The following is a 17,537-nucleotide window of genomic DNA, read 5'->3' on the forward strand; positions in this document are numbered from 1 at the left end:
TAAATGGCAAAGTTAATCGCATTATACAAACACCCTGAAAACAAAGAGGAATTTGATCATCATTACTTCAATGTTCATGCACCGCTTACAGCGAAAATTCCAGGACTTCGTGAAATGAAAGTGACAAAAATGACTGGGTCTCCGATGGGAGGAGAGGGGAAATACTACCTCATGTGCGAAATGTATTATGACAGTTTAGAAGAATTGCAGGCAGGGTTACGCTCACCTGAAGGGAAAGCGTCCGGGAAGGACTTAATGGGGTTTGCACGTGATCTTGTTACATTAATGATCGGTGAGGAAGCATAATGAATCGTTTCGACTTCATTGAAACTACGATGGAGGGAAACGGCGTGGCGGTCATTTATTTAAATCGCCCACGTCAGTTAAACTCATTGAATCGAAAAATGGTCAGTGAAATCGTCGAAGCAATGGAACAATATGATCGTGATGAAAACGTTCGTGTCATCGTGCTTACCGGTCATGGCCGCGCTTTTTCAGCGGGAGCTGATATTGATGAAATGACGAATGATGACCCGATCAGCCTTGAACTATTGAATCAATTTGCGGATTGGGACCGTTTAGCACTTATTAAAAAACCGATTATTGGTGCAGTTAAAGGATTCGTATTCGGAGGAGGATTCGAGCTTGCCCTATGTTGTGACCTATTAATCTCAGCGAGCGGAACAGAGTTTTCATTTCCGGAAGTCGGTCTTGGCGTCATGCCAGGTGCAGGCGGTACGCAGCGGTTAACAAAACTTGCAGGTCGTACGAAAGCGATTGAATGGCTATGGACAGGAGAGCGGATTTCTGCGGAAACCGCTCTTGCACACGGTGTCATTAACAAAATCGTTGCACCTGAACTTCTAATGGAGGAAACGATGAAGTTCGCAACTCGGCTTGCTAAACAACCGCCGCTATCGCTGCGCCTCATTAAAGATTCGGTAAATAAAGCGGTGGATTATCCTTTATATGAAGGAATGCAATATGAACGGAAAAATTTCTATTTACTGTTCGCTTCGCAGGATCAAAAAGAAGGCATGAACGCTTTTGTGGAAAAAAGAAAACCGGATTATAAGGGGAAGTAAGGAGGTTGCTGAATGTTTGAGACGATTCGCTATGAAGTTGAAGACGGAATTGCATGGCTTTATTTAAATCGACCCGACAAACTGAATGCATTTATCGCACAGATGAACCGGGAAGTGAAAGATGCAGTTAAAGCCGCTTCCAATGATGCTGAAGTTCGTTGTCTTGTCATAACGGGCGAAGGGCGGGCATTTTGTTCCGGTCAAGATTTATCCGAAGTCGATGAGAACATGGATCATGGTCAAGTGTTACGAGACCATTATGGGCCGATGATGAAGCAACTTAGAGCATGTGAAAAACCGATTATTGCAGCTGTAAATGGAGTTGCTGCTGGCGCTGGATTTAGCCTTGCACTTGCGTGTGACTTCAGACTTATTTCAGAACGCGCAAGTTTCGTGAACGCGTTCATACATGTCGGTCTTATTCCGGATTCCGGTAATCTCTATTATTTAACACAACTTATAGGGCATGCCAAAACAGCGGAACTAGCTATGTTAGGAGAAAAAGTACTAGCTACTGAGGCTGTAGAATTGGGCCTTGCGAATCGACTCATTCCAGTAGATACGTGGGAAGAAGACGTTACTGCATTCGCCGAGCGACTTGCAGCTCTGCCGACAAAAGCAATTGGGTTAATTAAACGTTCAATGAAGGCAACATCCACACTTTCTTTTGAAGACTATCTTGAACTAGAAGCTCAAGGACAGCGGATAGCGGGTCTAACAAAAGATCATCGAGAAGGTGTCAACGCATTTATGGAAAAAAGAAAACCGGTCTATTCAGGACAATAGGAGGAATGATCCGATGACGACAATTCAAGAAGGAGCAATAGAACGCGAATCAATGAAGCGTGACTACTACAAACTCTTCATTAACGGTGAACAAGTCGATAGTAGCAGTGGGGAGCGCACAAAAATTTTTAATCCTGCTACGGGTGAACTACTAGCTGAAGTAGCAAAAGCGACGAAAGAAGACGCTGAAAAAGCTGTTCGAGCTGCGAGAGATTCATTTGATAATGGGAAGTGGAAAATAACGCCTGCAGGGCGCCGTGCACGTGTACTAAACAAAATTGCAGCAATTATGGGCTCACGCTTTAATGAACTTGTTGAACTGGAAATTTTAAATACAGGAAAATCGCTTGCAGCTGCAAAAGGGCAGGTTGCTCAAGCGATTGAAGACTTTGAATTTTACGCAGGCGCTATCGTTAGTCATGGTGGATCTGTAAACAACGTACCTGGTCAATTCCATAACTATACAGAAAAGGAACCGCTCGGTGTATGTGCGCAAATTATTCCGTGGAACTATCCACTTATGATGGCTGCTTGGAAAATTGCTCCAGCAATTGCAGCGGGATGCTCGGTCGTTATTAAGCCAGCGACACTAACGCCACTTACAGCGATTATTCTTGGGGAAATTTGTCACGAAGCAGGCGTTCCAGCAGGCGTTGTGAACATTTTACCTGGATCGGGTTCCGAGATTGGTAACTACTTGGTCGAGCATGAACTAGTGAACAAAGTTGCGTTCACAGGCTCTACGGCAATTGGAAAAGACATTATGGCAAGAGCAGCAGGGACTGTGAAACGCGTCACACTGGAACTTGGCGGGAAATCTCCGAGCCTTGTATTTGAAGATGCAGATATTGATGCAGCTGTCGATGGTTCCATCTACGGTGCATTTAATAACACGGGTCAATCTTGTGACGCACGTTCACGTATTTATATTCATGAAAATGTGTACGACGAGTTCGTTGAGAAGTTTATTGCGAAAACAGAAAAACTCGTCCTTGGAAATCCGTTTGATAAGGGAACACATGTCGGTGCGATGATCGATCAAACCCAGTTGGACACAGTGAAAATGTATGTTCAATCTGCAATCGATGAAGGTGCTGAAATCCTAACAGGCGGTAAAGAATTAAAACTAGAAGGCTTTGAAAATGGATTTTGGTATGCGCCGACAATTATCGGCAACGTAACACAAGACATGAAAGTTGTTCGTGAAGAAATCTTTGGACCCGTTGTCGTCGTATCGAAATTTAAAGACGAAAAAGAGGCGATTTTCTTAGCGAATGATTCGGATTATGGTCTAGCTTCTTCTATTTGGTCAACAAATAGTGCAACGACAAAACGTATCGCAAACCAAATTCAAGCAGGAATTGTCATGATTAACACGCCATTCTCTGCATTCCCAGGTACGCCATTCGGTGGCTTTAAACAATCTGGGTTTGGCCGTGAGCTGTCTGCGGAATCGCTTGATCTTTACACGGAAACGAAAAGCATCATGTCGTACTTCGGCAGCCGTCCGGTAAACCCATTCAATTTATAAGTAAAAATATAACGGACAGGGATGGATGATCTCCTGTCCGTATTCTTTCATCATAAAAAGGAGGAGTACTAATGATTCAGCGGATCGTGGTAGTCGGTTCCGGCGTGATGGGGAGAGGAATTGCCTATGTCGGTGCCCTTGGTGGATACTCCGTTACAATTGTCGATATTAACGAAACTGCACTTCAAAACGCTAAGAGTGAAATAGAAGTTATATTTACTAAAGGAATGAAGTACGGAAAGATTTCTGCGGACGCAGCTGAGAATGCGCTGCAACAACTACACTATGAAACTGAACTAGCTAAAGTAGCTGGAAATGCCGATTTAATTATCGAGGCCGTCCCTGAACTCGTATCGATTAAAAAGCAAGTGTTTGAAGAAATGGAAGAACATGCTTCAAAAGAGTGTTTTTTTGCAACGAATACATCTACGATGAGTCCGACAGAAATCGCTTCTTTTAGTAAACGTCCGGAAAAAACAATTGCGATGCACTTCTTCAATCCGGTACATAAAATGCCGCTTGTTGAAATTGTTCGGGGGCTAGAAACAAGCGATGAAACGGTAGAAATCATTAGAGAAGTGGCCGTGAATATGGGGAAAGAAACAGTCGTTATTAATGAATTTCCAGGGTTCATTACGAGCCGAATTAGCGCACTTGTTGGCAACGAAGCATTTTACATGTTGCAAGAAGGACTTGGAACGCCAGAAGAAATTGATAAAGCGATTAAGCTCGGGTTGAACTACCCGATGGGCCCGTTCGAACTCGTCGATTTGGTCGGACTAGATACACGTCTGAATAACTTAAACTATTTACACGAAAAGCTTGGAGAGAAATACCGCCCCGCGCCTCTCTTGGAGCAATATGTAAAAGCGGGCCGGCTTGGCCGGAAAACGGGTAAAGGCGTATACGACTATACAGTTGGAAAAGAGTTGGTTAAAAAATGAGAGAAGTCGTCATAGTGGATGCTGTCCGTACACCAATCGGAAGATACAATGGCGCGTTAAAGGACGTACGTCCAGATGATCTAGGCGCGGTCGTTATTAAAGCGCTTGTCGAAAGAAATCCGAGCTTGCCGGTAGAGGAAATCGAAGAAGTGGTCTTAGGAAACGCGAATCAGGCTGGGGAAGATAACCGGAATGTAGCAAGAATGTCCGGATTATTAGCGGGGCTTCCAATTGATGTGGCAGGGACGACGATTAACCGTCTTTGTGGTTCGGGGCTTGACGCCGTTATGTACGCTGCAAGAGCCATAGCGGTTGGTGATGGCGATATTTACATTGCAGGCGGAACAGAGAGCATGACGCGTGCGCCGCTAGTCATGGCAAAGCCTAATCAAGCATTTCCACGCGGCAATATGGAATTACAAGATACAACAATCGGTTGGCGCTTTACGAATCATAAGCTGAAAGAAATGTATGGCGTCGATACAATGCCGCAAACGGCTGAAAACGTCGCACAACGGTATAGCATTACGCGAGAAGATCAGGACGTATTTGCTTTTGAAAGCCAGCAACGGGCGAAAAAAGCAATAGAAGAAAATCGTTTTGCCGAAGAAATCATCCCGGTTGTCTATAAAGACCGGAAAGGGAACGAAATCACTGTCGATCAGGATGAACATCCACGACCGGATACAACGCTTGAAAAGCTCGGGAAACTGAAACCGATTTTTGAAGGCGGCACCGTAACTGCAGGCAACGCTTCGGGTGTCAATGACGGCGCGTCCGCTTTGCTTCTCATGAGTGCTGAAAAAGCGAAAGAGCTGAATCTCACCCCTCTTGCGAAATATGTCGTTGGAGCAACAGCAGGACTAGAACCCGCTGTAATGGGGCTTGGTCCAATTTATGCCTCAAGGAAAGCACTTCAACGAGCAGGACTCACTACAAATGACATTGGACTCGTGGAATTAAATGAAGCCTTTGCTTCCCAAGCGCTTGAATGTATACGCCAGTTAGAATTAGACGATAAAAAAGTGAACGTCAATGGCGGAGCAATCGCTTTTGGGCATCCATTGGGGGCGAGTGGTGCCCGAATTCTAACGACACTTCTTTATGAAATGAAAAAAAAGGATGTTCAATATGGACTCGCAACGATGTGTATTGGGGTAGGTCAGGGCATTGCAGTTATTATTGAGAATGTATCGGAATAATGAGGAAATAAGTTTTCTTTTCATCATATAACGATATAATGGAAGGTAGGGAATATTATGATACATCTTAAGTGAACGAAAAAAAGAAAGAGTGTGAAGTGAATTGACGAATGCACAATCAATGATTTTTACAATATACGGAGATTATATCCGTCATTATGGCAATAAAATATGGATTGGTAGCCTAATTCGATTAATGAAGGAATTTGGTCATAATGAACAATCTGTACGGGTAGCTGTTTCCAGAATGATGAAGCAAGGATGGCTTAATTCGGAGAGAAAAGGGAATAAAAGTTATTATTACCTCACACCTCGTGGAGAACTTCGTATGGAAGAAGCTGCCGTCCGTATTTTTAAATTAATGCCGCACGAGTGGGATGGAAAATGGCGTATGCTCATGTATACGATTCCAGAAGAAAAAAGGCAGATTCGTGATGAACTTCGTAAAGAACTATTATGGAGTGGATTCGGCAGCTTCTCAAACGGGTGCTGGATTACGCCGAATGATCTCGAAAAAGAAGTACAACTGCTCATTGATAAATATGACATCCAAGGGTACGCGGATCTATTTCTGTCCGAATATAGAGGACCACAAGCAGATAGAGAACTTGTAGAAAAAAGCTGGCCACTTCAAGAAATTGACGAGAAGTACCAAGAATTCATTTCAACGTATAGCAATAAGTTCATTATTCATCAAAGCTTAATGAATAATGGGCAAATGACGGATGCGGAGTGCTTCGTAGAAAGGACAAACCTTGTTCATGAATACCGTAAGTTCCTTTTTGTAGATCCAGGATTACCGAAAGAGTTGCTACCGGAAATATGGAACGGCAATCATGCCGCTCATTTGTTTGAACAATATTATAAGTTGCTTGCGCAATCCGCTAGCCGGTTTTTCGAAGACGTATTTCAAGAAGATAATGACATGCGCAGAAAAGACAAATCGTATGACGCGGATGATCATCCGCTCATTACCGTATAATGTAGCTGTGAAAAAGGAGGGGCTGAACTTCATCCCTCCTTGTCACTCAATTTCTCCGTTCTGAAAAATTTCCCGGTAGTCGTATCCTTTTTGAACATATGAATCAATCGATAGTTGGATAATCTCGAAATCCTTATCGTTCAGCTCCCTCACTACTTTTCCTGGTGAACCAACAACGAGGGAACGGGGAGGGATTTTCTTACCGGGTGGTATTAACGTATTTGCACCAATAATGCATTCTTCGCCAATTTCTGCATGGTCAAGAATTGTAGATCCCATACCGATAATCGAACGTTTTCCGACTTTGCATCCATGTAAGATGACGTTATGTCCAACAGTCACCTCATCTTCTACTACAACAGGAGCACCTTCATACAGATGAATGGTCGAATTATCTTGGATGCTACATCTTTTGCCTATCGTAATTGGCCCTTCATCACCCCGAAGTACTGTATTAAACCAAATGGTCGATTCCTCCCCTACTTGAACGTTCCCAATTACTTTCGCTCCAGGAGCAATAAAAACAGTAGGATGTAACTCGGGTTTATCCCCTTTATAACGTACTAACATGCAAATCCCCCTTGTTTTAAGTAATCTAAATTATTTATCAATTAACTCTACTATAACATAATTTTGCGGAGGTGTATAAATATGATATATCTATGCGAGACGTTACAAATTGACTACCCGATTATCCAAGGAGGTATGGGAAATATTAGTAATGCACAGCTTGCTGCGGCTGTATCCGAAGCAGGGGGCCTTGGGACAATCGGTTGCGGTACGATGACTCCAGAAGAAGTAGAAAACATAATACTTGAAACGAAACAGCGGACGACAAAGAATTTCGCGGTAAATATTGCAATTAGCGTATCCCCTTATGTGGACAAAATGATTGATCTCGCCATTAAACATAAGGTTCCAATCGTTTCCCTATCAGCAGGCAACCCAGCACCATTTATATCTAGACTTCATAGCCATAACATAATCGTCATTGCAGTCGTAGCTTCAGTGAAGCATGCACAAAAAGCGGAAGCGGCGGGAGCGGATGTCATAGTGGCAGAAGGGTTTGAAGCAGCAGGAATTAACTCCAACTTGGAACTAACAACATTCGCACTTATTCCACAAATTGTGAAGCATGTAAACATCCCTGTCGTTGCTGCAGGAGGAATTGGTGACGGTAAAGGATTGGCGGCTGCACTTATGTTAGGGGCGAGTGGTGTGCAAATCGGCACTCGTTTAATTGCAACGAAGGAAGCGCCATTTCATAACAAATACAAGCAACATCTTGTGGAAGCAAGTGATACGGAAACGGTAATTATCGGGCGAAGCGTTGAACGACTAAGAAGAGTTTTAAAGACACCTTATGCTATGAAACTAAAAGAATTTGATAAAGCGGGTATGACACTGGAACAATACGGTGAACTAACGTCTGAAGTCCAGCATATTAAAGGTGCGATCGAAGGCGATCTAGAAAACGGTTTTCTAAATAGCGGCCAAATTGCAGGGCTCATCGAAGACATTCCAAGTGTAAAAGAATTACTAGATCGAATGATGGAAGAGGCAGGAAATCAGCTAAAGAAATCGACAGAGGAATTTAGAAGAGGGATTAAATAATTTTGAACGCCACAGCCTTCATCGTTGTGGTGGGATGTAAAAGTTATAGCCTGCTACAAATACCATTGATTTCCGTTCCGATCGGACGCTTTCCGCGGGCACGGCTTCAGCCAATCGAACAGCGAAGGGTTCGATTTGCCTTAATTTCTGCGCCTTTTGCAGAAATTAAGGCAGCCACATCATGCTCGTAACGCTGCGCTTTTACTCGCAAAAGCCGTTCTTCGTAACGGCTTTCGCTCAGTCCAGGGTCTTCAGCTCGCGCTGTTCCCGCCGGAGTCGCCGATCTCCACTCCAATCAATTGATGCTATATTAAAATCAAGTAAAAACGCTCAAATTGAGTAATTTTTACATAATATCCCATTATAAGTTTTGAATTAAGCACCCCTTAGCTCAATAAGGGAATTTAAACTCAATCAAATTCTAAAGGTATTTTATCGATATCCGAGACATCTTTATGTTTGTATCTTATCACTTCAAAACCTGGTATTTGTAAAGTTATTGTATCGAAACCATAAGGAGGCATTATCGGTCCTTTATAAGTAACAATTTGGATTGTTATGTCGTACTTATCATCATTTTCATTCCAAGTAATATCAGTTATTCTTTCAGTATCAAAAAGCCTTTCCTCACCATAATACGTTTTTGTTGCCTTAAGTATCTCTTGTCCAATTGCTCTTAAGAATGCCTTTTCAAGTATAACTTTACTACCAACAGTAGGAAGTTTTTTTTCTTCCCTTTTAATTACTTTCCATTGGTCATTTTCTTTTTTTAACGTATATAAGATATTCAAACCGTCCAACTTGACCGCGTGTATATAAGCAAGATTGCCTTTAACATAAATCCTTGGTTCTCTAACCCATTGCCGGACGTCTGATGTTAATACAGTTAAAATAGTTTTACCTAAAGGGGAAACTTGCCCTTTATCATTGTAAAATGGAAAATCCCCGAAAGTATATAATTCATTAAATCCAGTTAAATTGACATCGAAATAATATTTATTAATAAAATCTTCGTCGTGTGCTTCTTGCTTCGCAAAAACAACTGTATTATTTATGAGAAATAAGATGCAAAAAAGGACGTAGAGTTTTTTCTTCAATATAGACCACCTACCTTTTCTTTATAGGTATCTTTCCCGATTATTCTTCGACTATCCAGAGCCGTCTAAGCAGCTCATCGATCTTATGTTTTTTTTAATGATTTCTCCCCATCAACCGAACCCGTTATGAAAAAGTTTATAGTGAAGTTTGCAACTAAACATTATAGGAGAGAACCCATAAATAATAATCGCTGCCTTTGTACAGTTTATGGTCGCATTGAAAGACAGTATGGAGATATTAAAACACTGGCACGATGTCAGGCAAGCTTAAGGATGCAGTACTTGGCATATTTATTTTTATTTAAGAGCATCTGTTGCTTGGAGTGTAGGCGCTCGACTCCTGCGGGAATAGCATGAGTCTTGAGACCCCGCAGGGAGCACGCTTTTCGCGACCGAGGAGGCTCAAGCCATGCCCGCGGAAAGCGAGCGCCGAAACGGAAAGCAACAGCCCATTGACAGGAATATGTACTGTTAATTGATTATGTTGCATTTAATATCAATCTATTTAGAAAGTATGTACTTTTCGAATAACATCGTTGACTTTAATATTACAAATTGGTACTATTACGTTGTAATAGTGTTATATAAAATTCATACTCTATAAAGAGGAATGTAAGCGCTCTCATATATTTGTGAAGTTGTAATAAGATTTGCAATAACAATAGTAGTTTACAGGGAAGAATCATAGGATAAAGGGGGGAAATGATGAAGCCGGGGATGGAAGTTGGCAAGGTAGAAACGATCGAAATTATCGTGACAGAAGATATGTTGGCTGCTTTTGAGGGCGAAGTTGTACACCCCGTCTATTCAACAGTAGCGATGACTTATCATATGGAATGGGTTTCCCGAAAAATTATTCTGCCCTTTTTGGAAACAGATGAAGAAGGGATGGGGGCGTCCGTTCAAATAAATCATCTGGCGCCTTCCCTACTAGGTTCAAAAGTGACACTGACAGCAGAGTTAGTCGAATTACGAAACAATGTTGTAGTGACAGAAGTTACCGCCCGCAATGATGTAGGAATCATCGGTCAAGGAATCGTAAAACAAATCATTCTTCCAAAAGAAACGATTGCCCAAAAATTGAGGGATGCTTCGTTTTCTTCCTAGGGAGAGAAGATTAGGAGACAGATTGCAATACTCAGGGGGCAAAATGTATGAAAGTTGAAAAAGATAGAATGTCAATGACTAGCCGTTTTGATCTTTTTGAAAAAATGGTCGAACATGAACAAGTCGTTTTCTGTAATGATCCATCGACAGGCTTACGCGCGATTATTGCAATCCATAATACGACACTTGGACCTGCGCTAGGCGGCTGCCGCATGCATCCGTACGAAAGTGTGGACGAAGCACTGGAAGACGCACTTCGCCTTTCGAAAGGGATGAGCTACAAATGTGCCGCTGCTGATGTGGATTTTGGTGGCGGAAAAGCGGTCATCATCGGAGATCCGAAAACGGATAAGACGCCCGAATTGTTCCGTGCATTTGGTCAATTCGTAGAGACACTAGCCGGCAGGTTTTACACCGGCACCGATATGGGAACGACCTTGGAGGATTTCGTCCATTCATTAAAAGAAACGAATTGCATTGTAGGTAAACCTGAAGCATATGGAGGTGGAGGGGATTCTTCCATTCCGACAGCACAAGGTGTTCTGTACGGTATTAAAGCAACAAATCTAGAGCTTTTCGGAAATGATGAGTTAGGAGGGCGCTCATACGCCGTTCAAGGTTTAGGCAAAGTCGGATTCAAAGTTGCAGTTGGATTGCTTGAAGCAGGTGCCCACGTGTATGTAACGGATATTAATGAAGAGAGTCTCCTTGCCATCAAAGAAAAAGCGGCCACAACAACCGGAACCGTAAAAATCGTTGAAAGCGGGGAGATCTATACACAAGAAGCGGATATATTTGTTCCTTGTGCACTGGGTGGAATTATTAACGACCAAACAATTAATCAGTTCAAAGTGAAAGCGATTGCTGGATCGGCTAACAATCAATTATTACATGAAGATCACGGAAAAAAGCTACAAGAGAAAGGTATTCTTTATGCTCCGGATTATATTATCAATTCCGGTGGTCTCATCCACGTGGCAGATGAATTATACGGTTTCAATCATGAGCGGGTACTAGCAAAAACAAAGCATATTTATGATGCCATTTTAGAAGTATACAAGCTGGCAAAAACGAGCGGTAACTGCACAATGGAAGCAGCAAATACGATGTGTGAGAAAAAAATGGAAAGTAGAGGCGCGCGGAACAGCTTTTACACCCCATCCATTAAACCGAAGTGGGCGATCCGCAAATATTCGTGAGTGGGGGTAATGTAGTTGAAAATTGACTTCCCTATTAAGAAAGTAATGGATGATAAAGGATACTTACTAGACTCTTCTTACGAGAAACAAATTGATGAGCAATTGGTTAGAGATTGTTACTACAACATGGTACGGATTCGAACGTTCGACAGAAAAGCGATTAACTTGCAACGGCAAGGACGTCTAGGGACATATGCCCCTTTTGAAGGGCAAGAAGCTTCACAAGTTGGCAGTGCTTTAGCTTTAGAAACTAATGACTGGGTTTTCCCAACGTATCGCGACCACGGTGCGACGTTGACGTTCGGTGCAAATATGGTTAGAACTTATTTGTACTGGAATGGTCGAGTTGAAGGTTGTGTCCCCCCGGAAGGGAAAAATATTTTCCCGCCGGCCGTCCCAATTGCAACACAGCTACCCCATGCAGTAGGAGCTGCTTGGGCAGAGAAGAGGAAAGGGACTCGAAATGCAGCCATCGCTTACTTTGGTGACGGTGCCACTTCAGAAGGCGATTTTCATGAAGGATTAAATTTCGCAAGTGTATTCCAAGTGCCAGTCGTCTTTTTTAATCAAAATAATCACTATGCAATTTCCGTTCCAATTGAAAAACAGATGAACTCTGCGACAATTGCCCAAAAATCTGTCGCATATGATATTCCGGGAATTCGTCTTGACGGCAACGATTGCTTTGCAGTCTATTTTGAAACAAAAAAGGCATTTGATAATGCCCGAAACGGGAATGGTCCGACGTTACTAGAAGCGGTCACCTGGCGGACAGGTGCTCATACGACTGCCGATGACCCATCTAAATATCGACCTGCAGAACAAGGTAAGCATATTGTCGACCCGCTCGTCCGATTGGAAAGATTCATGCGCAATTACGGCTATTGGAATGAAGAATGGGTTGAAGACATAAAAGACAAAACAGCTAATGAAATCGAAGCAGCAGTAGAAGAAATGGAACGCTTCCCAGCACCAAATGTTGAAGATCTTTTTGATTATGTCTATGCAGAGTTACCTGCAGATTTGGCTGCGCAAAAAGAGTCCTATCTCGCACACTTAAGGGGGAAGTGACATGGCGATTGAATTAAAAAAATCAGTAGGGCATACGGAGACGACTCAACTGATGACGATGATTCAAGCGATTAATAGTGGGATGGAAACGATGCTTGAAGAAGATGAACGAACAATTATACTCGGCGAAGACATCGGTAAAAATGGTGGTGTGTTCCGAGCAACTGAGGGACTTGTGGAGAAATTTGGAGAAGACCGTGTGGTAGATACACCACTTTCAGAAGCTGGCATAATCGGGACGGCTATCGGTCTAGCTGTAAATGGATTCAGACCCGTTGCGGAAATTCAGTTTCTTGGTTTCATTTATCCAGCATACGAGCAAATTATGTCGCATGTTTCTCGTATCCGAATGCGGACGATGGGGAGTTTTACAGTACCGATGGTCATCCGTGCACCGTATGGAGCGGGAATTCGAGCCCCTGAAATCCATTCAGACAGTACAGAATCTTTGTTTACGCATATGCCAGGCATGAAGGTCGTCTGCCCATCTGGACCATATGATGCAAAGGGCTTACTAATTGCTGCAATGGAAGATCCTGATCCAGTGCTTATGTTGGAACCAATGAGGAATTACCGAGCACAACGAGAAGATGTTCCAGTAGGAAATTATACAGTTGAAATTGGCAAGGGGAAAATTGTTCGCGAAGGTACTGATGTGACAATTATTGCATGGGGAGCAATGGTTGCAGTCGCAGAAAAGGCAGCCGAACAGGCAAATGAAATGGGCATTAGCTGTGAAATTATTGATCTTCGAACATTGTACCCGATCGACCGGGACATTATCGCGCAATCCGTACAGAAAACGACAAGGGCGGTCATCGTCCACGAAGCACAGTCGACTGGAGGACTTGGCAACGACATCGTTTCAATTATTAATGACACTTCTTTCCTTTATTTACGGGCTCCGATTGAACGGGTGACAGGGTTTGATGTGCCAGTACCATTATTTGCACTTGAAAATCATTATCTTCCGACACCTGCACGAGTCGTTGAAGGGATTGAAAAAGTTGTCCATTTTTAGGGGGAGATGAAGCTGGATGTAAAATTGCACGATATCGGTGAAGGGATGACGGAAGGAGAGATAGTCCAATACTTTGTACAAGTCGGGGATAAAGTCGAGGTTGATCAACCGCTTGTTGAAGTCCAAACAGACAAAATGGTAGCAGAACTTCCTTCGCCATGCGCAGGAATTGTGAAGGAAATCATAATTGAAACGGGCGAAACCGTCCAAGTTGGAACGAGCCTCCTTTCAATCGAGGAGGAATTCAGTTCGATAATTGCAAATAAACCCCGAACAAAAATAGAAGCTACGAACGACGCGGCGGCTGTCAATAATAAAGCGGAAATGCGTTCGTCAACTCCATTTAGACGTGTATTAGCCGCGCCTTACACACGTAAAATTGCACGTGAAAACAACATTAACATTGAAGATGTCCCATCTAGTGATCCGTCAGGACGAGTGACTGAGGAAGATATTTACCGGTTTATAGAAGGGAAACAGGCTATGAAGGAACCAATTATAGAGGTGCAGCCTGTATCATCAATTGAAAACCCTCCCCATGAAATCCCCTTCAAAGGAATCCGAAAACAAATTGCAAAAAAAATGACGCAATCATTATTTACAATTCCACATGTAACGCATTTCGATGACGTGAACTTGACGAATTTATATAAAATGCGAGATGAATTGAAAATGGCGGGGCAATCGATTTCTCTATCCGCGTTTTTTATTAAGGCGCTTACAATCTCATTGAAGGAATTTCCGATTTTTAACGCGGAGCTTGATGAGGCAAATGATCGTATTGTGCTGAAGAAAAATTATCATATTGGCATTGCAACGAACACGGATCATGGATTGCTAGTTCCTGTCGTTCATGATGCGGATAAAAAAACGATTAGAGACCTTCACCGAGTGATAAAGGAGTTGACTGAGAAGGCGATTACTGGAAAATTAACCGTTTCTGAAATGCAAAACAGTACGTTTACGATGAGCAATGTTGGTCCACTCGGCAGTACGGGTGCAACACCAATTATTAATTATCCCGAAACGGCGATTATTGCATTCCATAAAACAAAAAAACAACCGATCGTCAATGAGCATGATGAAATCGTTATCGGTCATGTGATGACACTGTCTATGTCGTTTGACCACCGCGTTGCTGACGGTGCAACGGCCGTTGCATTTACGAACCGCTTTTCCAGTTTACTTGAACAGCCACATAATTTGCTGTTGGAGATGATATAACATGGTTGTCGGGGATATTATTCAACAAAGAAACCTCGTAATTATTGGCGGTGGACCGGGTGGCTACACTGCCGCTATACGAGCGGCTCAATTAGGACTATCAGTTACGTTAATTGAACAGTGTAATATGGGCGGCGTCTGTTTAAACAAAGGGTGTATCCCATCTAAAGTTTTCACATATGCGGCAGGGAAACGGTCGGAAATAACCCATTTGCGAGAGATTGGAATTGGCGAAGGCGATGACAATATTAATTTACAAAAGTTACAGTCTTATAAAACAAAGGTAATTGATTCGCTCAGGGCTGGAGTTGAACATCTATGTCGGGCGAATAAAATTGAAATCATTCATGGGAAGGCTACATTCATCGCTGTAGATAGAATTGGTGTAGAAAATGGACATCAGTTCGACATTTATGAATTCAAACAAGCCATTATCGCGACAGGAAGTTCACAAATACGTCCATCCTTGGTGAAGGAACTAGGAAAACGGGTTTTCCTATCCAGTGAAATATTCGAACTTGAAGAGGTGCCGGATCATCTTATCGTACTCGGACACGATTCCGTAGCACTTGAAGTCGCATCCAGCTATGCTGCCTTCGGGGCTAAGGTCTGCATTTTAATGTCGGAAAATTCAGGCCTACCTTTTGATGAATCAATTAACAAAGAATTATTGCGGATATGCAAAAAACGGAAAATAAACATTGTGAAAGATGTAGATGTCGATACTATAAATGAGCTCGATAACGGAATTATAATTACATTTCAAAAGAATGGTGTGCATGAAACGATACGAGGGTCACATCTATTCATTTCCGAAGGAAGGAAACCGAATGTGGAACCGTTAGGCATTAGTCGCTTCGGAATTGAAATGACAGCTGAAGGTTTCATCAAAGTGGACGGAAATATGCAATCGTCAATCCCATCCATTTATGCAATTGGTGATGTGACGGAAGGGCCACTTCTTGCGGTTAAGGCAATTAAACAAGGAAAAGTAGCTGCTGAAGCGATTGCGGGAGGCAAACCGGAAGCCGATTTCACGTTCTTGCCAACCGTAGCCCACACAATCCCGCCAGTTGCTTCTGTTGGACTGACGGAACAACAGGCACGTGACTTTGAAATCGATATTCGCGTCAGCCAATTTGCACTTGGAGGAAATGGCTATGCGGCAATTACCGGTAAAAAAGACGGGTTTATAAAAGTAATTTCTGATTCGACGACAGATCTCGTAGTGGGAATTCATATGATTGGGGATGGAGCGATTGAAATGTCAGGTTCCTTTGTCCAGTTGCTGGAGATGGCTGCGAAAGAAGAAGATATAACATTTCCGACGTATGCACATCCAAGCTACAATGAAGCGCTGCTCGAAGCGGTAGAAGGGTTAATCGGACAGGCAATTCATGTTGCCCCGGTTAGAAAGAGAATGCAAGATTTGTCAACAAGGTAACAGAGGAGTGCTAACAGTTCTAAGTACGTGGGAAATGGCAATACAAAAATATTTCTGTTTCCAATGACGGGATTTTCATGTATTATATTCTGTAATATATAGCTTTATAAGTTAAAATATTCAGTATAATTAACAGCGTCGCTAAGGGATTTCTGCCGCTTGGGGGACGTCTTCGCGAAATGTTAGTTTCTCATTTGTTTAACTTGTATAGCAGTATAGTAAATGATAAAAGGGGGAGAAAAAGTGAGGAAACATTGGAAAAAAGCGATGGTTGCAATTTTCGGTACTACACTACTTCTTTCGGCATGCGGAACGTCTGGGGGAAGTAGTACGAGCTCGGGTGAAAAAGAAAAGACGTATAAAATCGGTGTCACGCAAATTGTGGAACACCCATCCTTGAATGCAGCATTTGACGGCTTTAAGAAGGCTTTGGAAGATGCGGGAATTGAAGCCGAATATGACGTTCAAATTGCTCAAGGGGATAACACTGCAAATACGACAATTGCAAATAACCTCGTAAGTTCTGGAGTCGATTTAATCTTTGCAAACTCGACACCGAGTGCACAAGCTGTAGCTAGCGCAACGAAAGATATTCCGATTGTTTTTACTTCCGTTACGGATGCTGTCAGTGCTGAACTCGTTGAATCAATGGAAAGCCCAGGAGGAAATGTAACAGGTACGATTGATAATCATCCTGATGCAATTCCGAATACATTGAAGTTCCTTAAAGAGGAATTGGGCGCGAAAAACGTCGGTATGGTGTTCAACTCTGGTGAGCAAAACTCCCGTGCCCAAGTGGATGCAGTGAAAGAATTGCTGAAAGATATGGATATGACTGTTGTTGAAGCGTCTGTTGCTACGTCCGCAGATGTGAAGCAAGCGACAGAATCATTGATTGGTAAAGTCGATTCTTTGTACATCATTACGGATAACACAGTTGTGTCTGCACTCGAATCAGTCGTATCAGTTGCTAATGAACAAAAACTACCTATGATGGTCGGGGAATTTGATTCTGTCAAACGAGGCGGTTTAGCGGCATACGGATTTGAGTATTACGACATCGGCTATGAAGCGGGTCAAATGGCTGTGAAGATTTTAAAGGGTGAAAACAAACCTGCTGATTTAGCTGTTCAAGTTCCGCAAAACTTGAAACTGATCATGAATGAAGATACGGCAACAACATTAGGGCTATCCATTAAAGATGAGTGGAAAGCTGAATTTAGTGAATAA

17 protein-coding genes are annotated in these 17,537 nt (G+C 42.6%); 15 read left to right on the plus strand and 2 right to left on the minus strand.

What is annotated here, in order from left to right; all coding sequences use genetic code 11:
* The first annotated feature begins 3 nt into the window (after positions 1 to 3).
* From QM454_RS09380 to paaX, 7 genes are all read left to right on the plus strand, one after another.
* Complete coding sequence (locus tag QM454_RS09380; RefSeq protein ID WP_432357206.1) at positions 4 to 306, plus strand: EthD family reductase; 303 nt, start codon at positions 4 to 6, stop codon at positions 304 to 306.
* A complete protein-coding gene (locus tag QM454_RS09385; RefSeq protein WP_432357208.1) occupies positions 306 to 1,085 on the plus strand; it encodes an enoyl-CoA hydratase/isomerase family protein in 780 nt (259 codons plus the stop codon). The genes QM454_RS09380 and QM454_RS09385 overlap by 1 nt, the downstream gene beginning before the upstream one ends.
* Positions 1,086 to 1,097: 12 nt before the next feature.
* Positions 1,098 to 1,871 (plus strand): enoyl-CoA hydratase-related protein, encoded by a 774-nt coding sequence (locus QM454_RS09390; RefSeq protein WP_432357210.1) that lies wholly within the window; start codon positions 1,098 to 1,100, stop codon positions 1,869 to 1,871.
* Positions 1,872 to 1,884: 13 nt separating this feature from the next.
* Complete coding sequence (locus tag QM454_RS09395; protein ID WP_432357212.1) at positions 1,885 to 3,402, plus strand: aldehyde dehydrogenase family protein; 1,518 nt, start codon at positions 1,885 to 1,887, stop codon at positions 3,400 to 3,402.
* A 71-nt stretch (positions 3,403 to 3,473) separates the two neighbouring features.
* Positions 3,474 to 4,346, plus strand: coding sequence for a 3-hydroxyacyl-CoA dehydrogenase (locus QM454_RS09400; RefSeq protein ID WP_432357214.1), 873 nt, complete (start codon positions 3,474 to 3,476; stop codon positions 4,344 to 4,346).
* Positions 4,343 to 5,548, plus strand: a complete 1,206-nt coding sequence (locus tag QM454_RS09405) for a 3-oxoadipyl-CoA thiolase (RefSeq protein WP_432357216.1) — start codon at positions 4,343 to 4,345, stop codon at positions 5,546 to 5,548. Before QM454_RS09400 ends, QM454_RS09405 begins: the two co-directional genes overlap by 4 nt.
* Positions 5,549 to 5,669: 121 nt before the next feature.
* On the plus strand, positions 5,670 to 6,530 hold the full coding sequence (paaX, locus tag QM454_RS09410) for a phenylacetic acid degradation operon negative regulatory protein PaaX (RefSeq protein WP_432363931.1): 861 nt from the start codon (positions 5,670 to 5,672) through the stop codon (positions 6,528 to 6,530).
* Positions 6,531 to 6,572: 42 nt separating this feature from the next.
* On the opposite strand, the gene QM454_RS09415 is transcribed toward paaX, so the two are convergent.
* Complete coding sequence (locus QM454_RS09415; RefSeq protein ID WP_432357218.1) at positions 6,573 to 7,100, minus strand: gamma carbonic anhydrase family protein; 528 nt, start codon at positions 7,098 to 7,100, stop codon at positions 6,573 to 6,575.
* Positions 7,101 to 7,181: 81 nt separating this feature from the next.
* Between QM454_RS09415 and QM454_RS09420 the strand changes: the two genes are divergently transcribed.
* Positions 7,182 to 8,144, plus strand: a complete 963-nt coding sequence (locus QM454_RS09420; RefSeq protein ID WP_432357220.1) for an NAD(P)H-dependent flavin oxidoreductase — start codon at positions 7,182 to 7,184, stop codon at positions 8,142 to 8,144.
* A 410-nt stretch (positions 8,145 to 8,554) separates the two neighbouring features.
* Here QM454_RS09420 and QM454_RS09425 read toward each other — a convergent pair whose 3' ends face one another.
* Positions 8,555 to 9,241 carry a DUF3888 domain-containing protein gene (locus QM454_RS09425; protein WP_432357221.1) on the minus strand — a complete coding sequence of 229 codons (687 nt, stop codon included), beginning with the start codon at positions 9,239 to 9,241 and terminating at the stop codon, positions 8,555 to 8,557.
* A gap of 705 nt (positions 9,242 to 9,946) precedes the next feature.
* Between QM454_RS09425 and QM454_RS09430 the strand changes: the two genes are divergently transcribed.
* The 7 genes from QM454_RS09430 (at position 9,947) to QM454_RS09460 (ending at position 17,537) form a co-directional block, all read left to right on the plus strand.
* Entirely contained in the window at positions 9,947 to 10,348 is a 402-nt protein-coding gene (locus QM454_RS09430; protein WP_432357223.1) for a thioesterase family protein, read from the plus strand.
* Between the two features lie 47 nt (positions 10,349 to 10,395).
* On the plus strand, positions 10,396 to 11,547 hold the full coding sequence (locus tag QM454_RS09435) for a Leu/Phe/Val dehydrogenase (RefSeq protein ID WP_432357225.1): 1,152 nt from the start codon (positions 10,396 to 10,398) through the stop codon (positions 11,545 to 11,547).
* 15 nt (positions 11,548 to 11,562) lie between these two features.
* Positions 11,563 to 12,618, plus strand: coding sequence for a pyruvate dehydrogenase (acetyl-transferring) E1 component subunit alpha (pdhA, locus tag QM454_RS09440; RefSeq protein ID WP_432357226.1), 1,056 nt, complete (start codon positions 11,563 to 11,565; stop codon positions 12,616 to 12,618).
* A gap of 1 nt (position 12,619) precedes the next feature.
* Positions 12,620 to 13,639 (plus strand): alpha-ketoacid dehydrogenase subunit beta, encoded by a 1,020-nt coding sequence (locus QM454_RS09445; RefSeq protein ID WP_432357228.1) that lies wholly within the window; start codon positions 12,620 to 12,622, stop codon positions 13,637 to 13,639.
* A 6-nt stretch (positions 13,640 to 13,645) separates the two neighbouring features.
* On the plus strand, positions 13,646 to 14,863 hold the full coding sequence (locus QM454_RS09450; RefSeq protein ID WP_432357230.1) for a dihydrolipoamide acetyltransferase family protein: 1,218 nt from the start codon (positions 13,646 to 13,648) through the stop codon (positions 14,861 to 14,863).
* Position 14,864: 1 nt separating this feature from the next.
* On the plus strand, positions 14,865 to 16,307 hold the full coding sequence (lpdA, locus tag QM454_RS09455; protein WP_432357231.1) for a dihydrolipoyl dehydrogenase: 1,443 nt from the start codon (positions 14,865 to 14,867) through the stop codon (positions 16,305 to 16,307).
* Positions 16,308 to 16,550: 243 nt separating this feature from the next.
* On the plus strand, positions 16,551 to 17,537 hold the full coding sequence (locus QM454_RS09460) for an ABC transporter substrate-binding protein (RefSeq protein WP_432357233.1): 987 nt from the start codon (positions 16,551 to 16,553) through the stop codon (positions 17,535 to 17,537).

This window comes from Sporosarcina sp. UB5, from assembly GCF_050859005.1.
Lineage (GTDB): Bacteria > Bacillota > Bacilli > Bacillales_A > Planococcaceae > Sporosarcina.

Bases quoted from the DNA above. Each gene is read 5' to 3' on its own strand.
- QM454_RS09400 (WP_432357214.1), top strand. From the start codon at position 3,474: ATGATTCAGCGGATCGTGGTAGTCGGTTCCGGCGTGATGGGGAGAGGA.
- QM454_RS09415 (WP_432357218.1), bottom strand. From the start codon at position 7,100: ATGTTAGTACGTTATAAAGGGGATAAACCCGAGTTACATCCTACTGTT.
- QM454_RS09450 (WP_432357230.1), top strand. From the start codon at position 13,646: ATGAAGCTGGATGTAAAATTGCACGATATCGGTGAAGGGATGACGGAA.
- QM454_RS09395 (WP_432357212.1), top strand. From the start codon at position 1,885: ATGACGACAATTCAAGAAGGAGCAATAGAACGCGAATCAATGAAGCGT.
- lpdA (WP_432357231.1), top strand. From the start codon at position 14,865: ATGGTTGTCGGGGATATTATTCAACAAAGAAACCTCGTAATTATTGGC.
- QM454_RS09380 (WP_432357206.1), top strand. From the start codon at position 4: ATGGCAAAGTTAATCGCATTATACAAACACCCTGAAAACAAAGAGGAA.
- QM454_RS09385 (WP_432357208.1), top strand. From the start codon at position 306: ATGAATCGTTTCGACTTCATTGAAACTACGATGGAGGGAAACGGCGTG.
- QM454_RS09430 (WP_432357223.1), top strand. From the start codon at position 9,947: ATGAAGCCGGGGATGGAAGTTGGCAAGGTAGAAACGATCGAAATTATC.
- QM454_RS09390 (WP_432357210.1), top strand. From the start codon at position 1,098: ATGTTTGAGACGATTCGCTATGAAGTTGAAGACGGAATTGCATGGCTT.
- QM454_RS09445 (WP_432357228.1), top strand. From the start codon at position 12,620: ATGGCGATTGAATTAAAAAAATCAGTAGGGCATACGGAGACGACTCAA.
- QM454_RS09420 (WP_432357220.1), top strand. From the start codon at position 7,182: ATGATATATCTATGCGAGACGTTACAAATTGACTACCCGATTATCCAA.
- QM454_RS09405 (WP_432357216.1), top strand. From the start codon at position 4,343: ATGAGAGAAGTCGTCATAGTGGATGCTGTCCGTACACCAATCGGAAGA.
- QM454_RS09435 (WP_432357225.1), top strand. From the start codon at position 10,396: ATGAAAGTTGAAAAAGATAGAATGTCAATGACTAGCCGTTTTGATCTT.
- paaX (WP_432363931.1), top strand. From the start codon at position 5,670: ATGATTTTTACAATATACGGAGATTATATCCGTCATTATGGCAATAAA.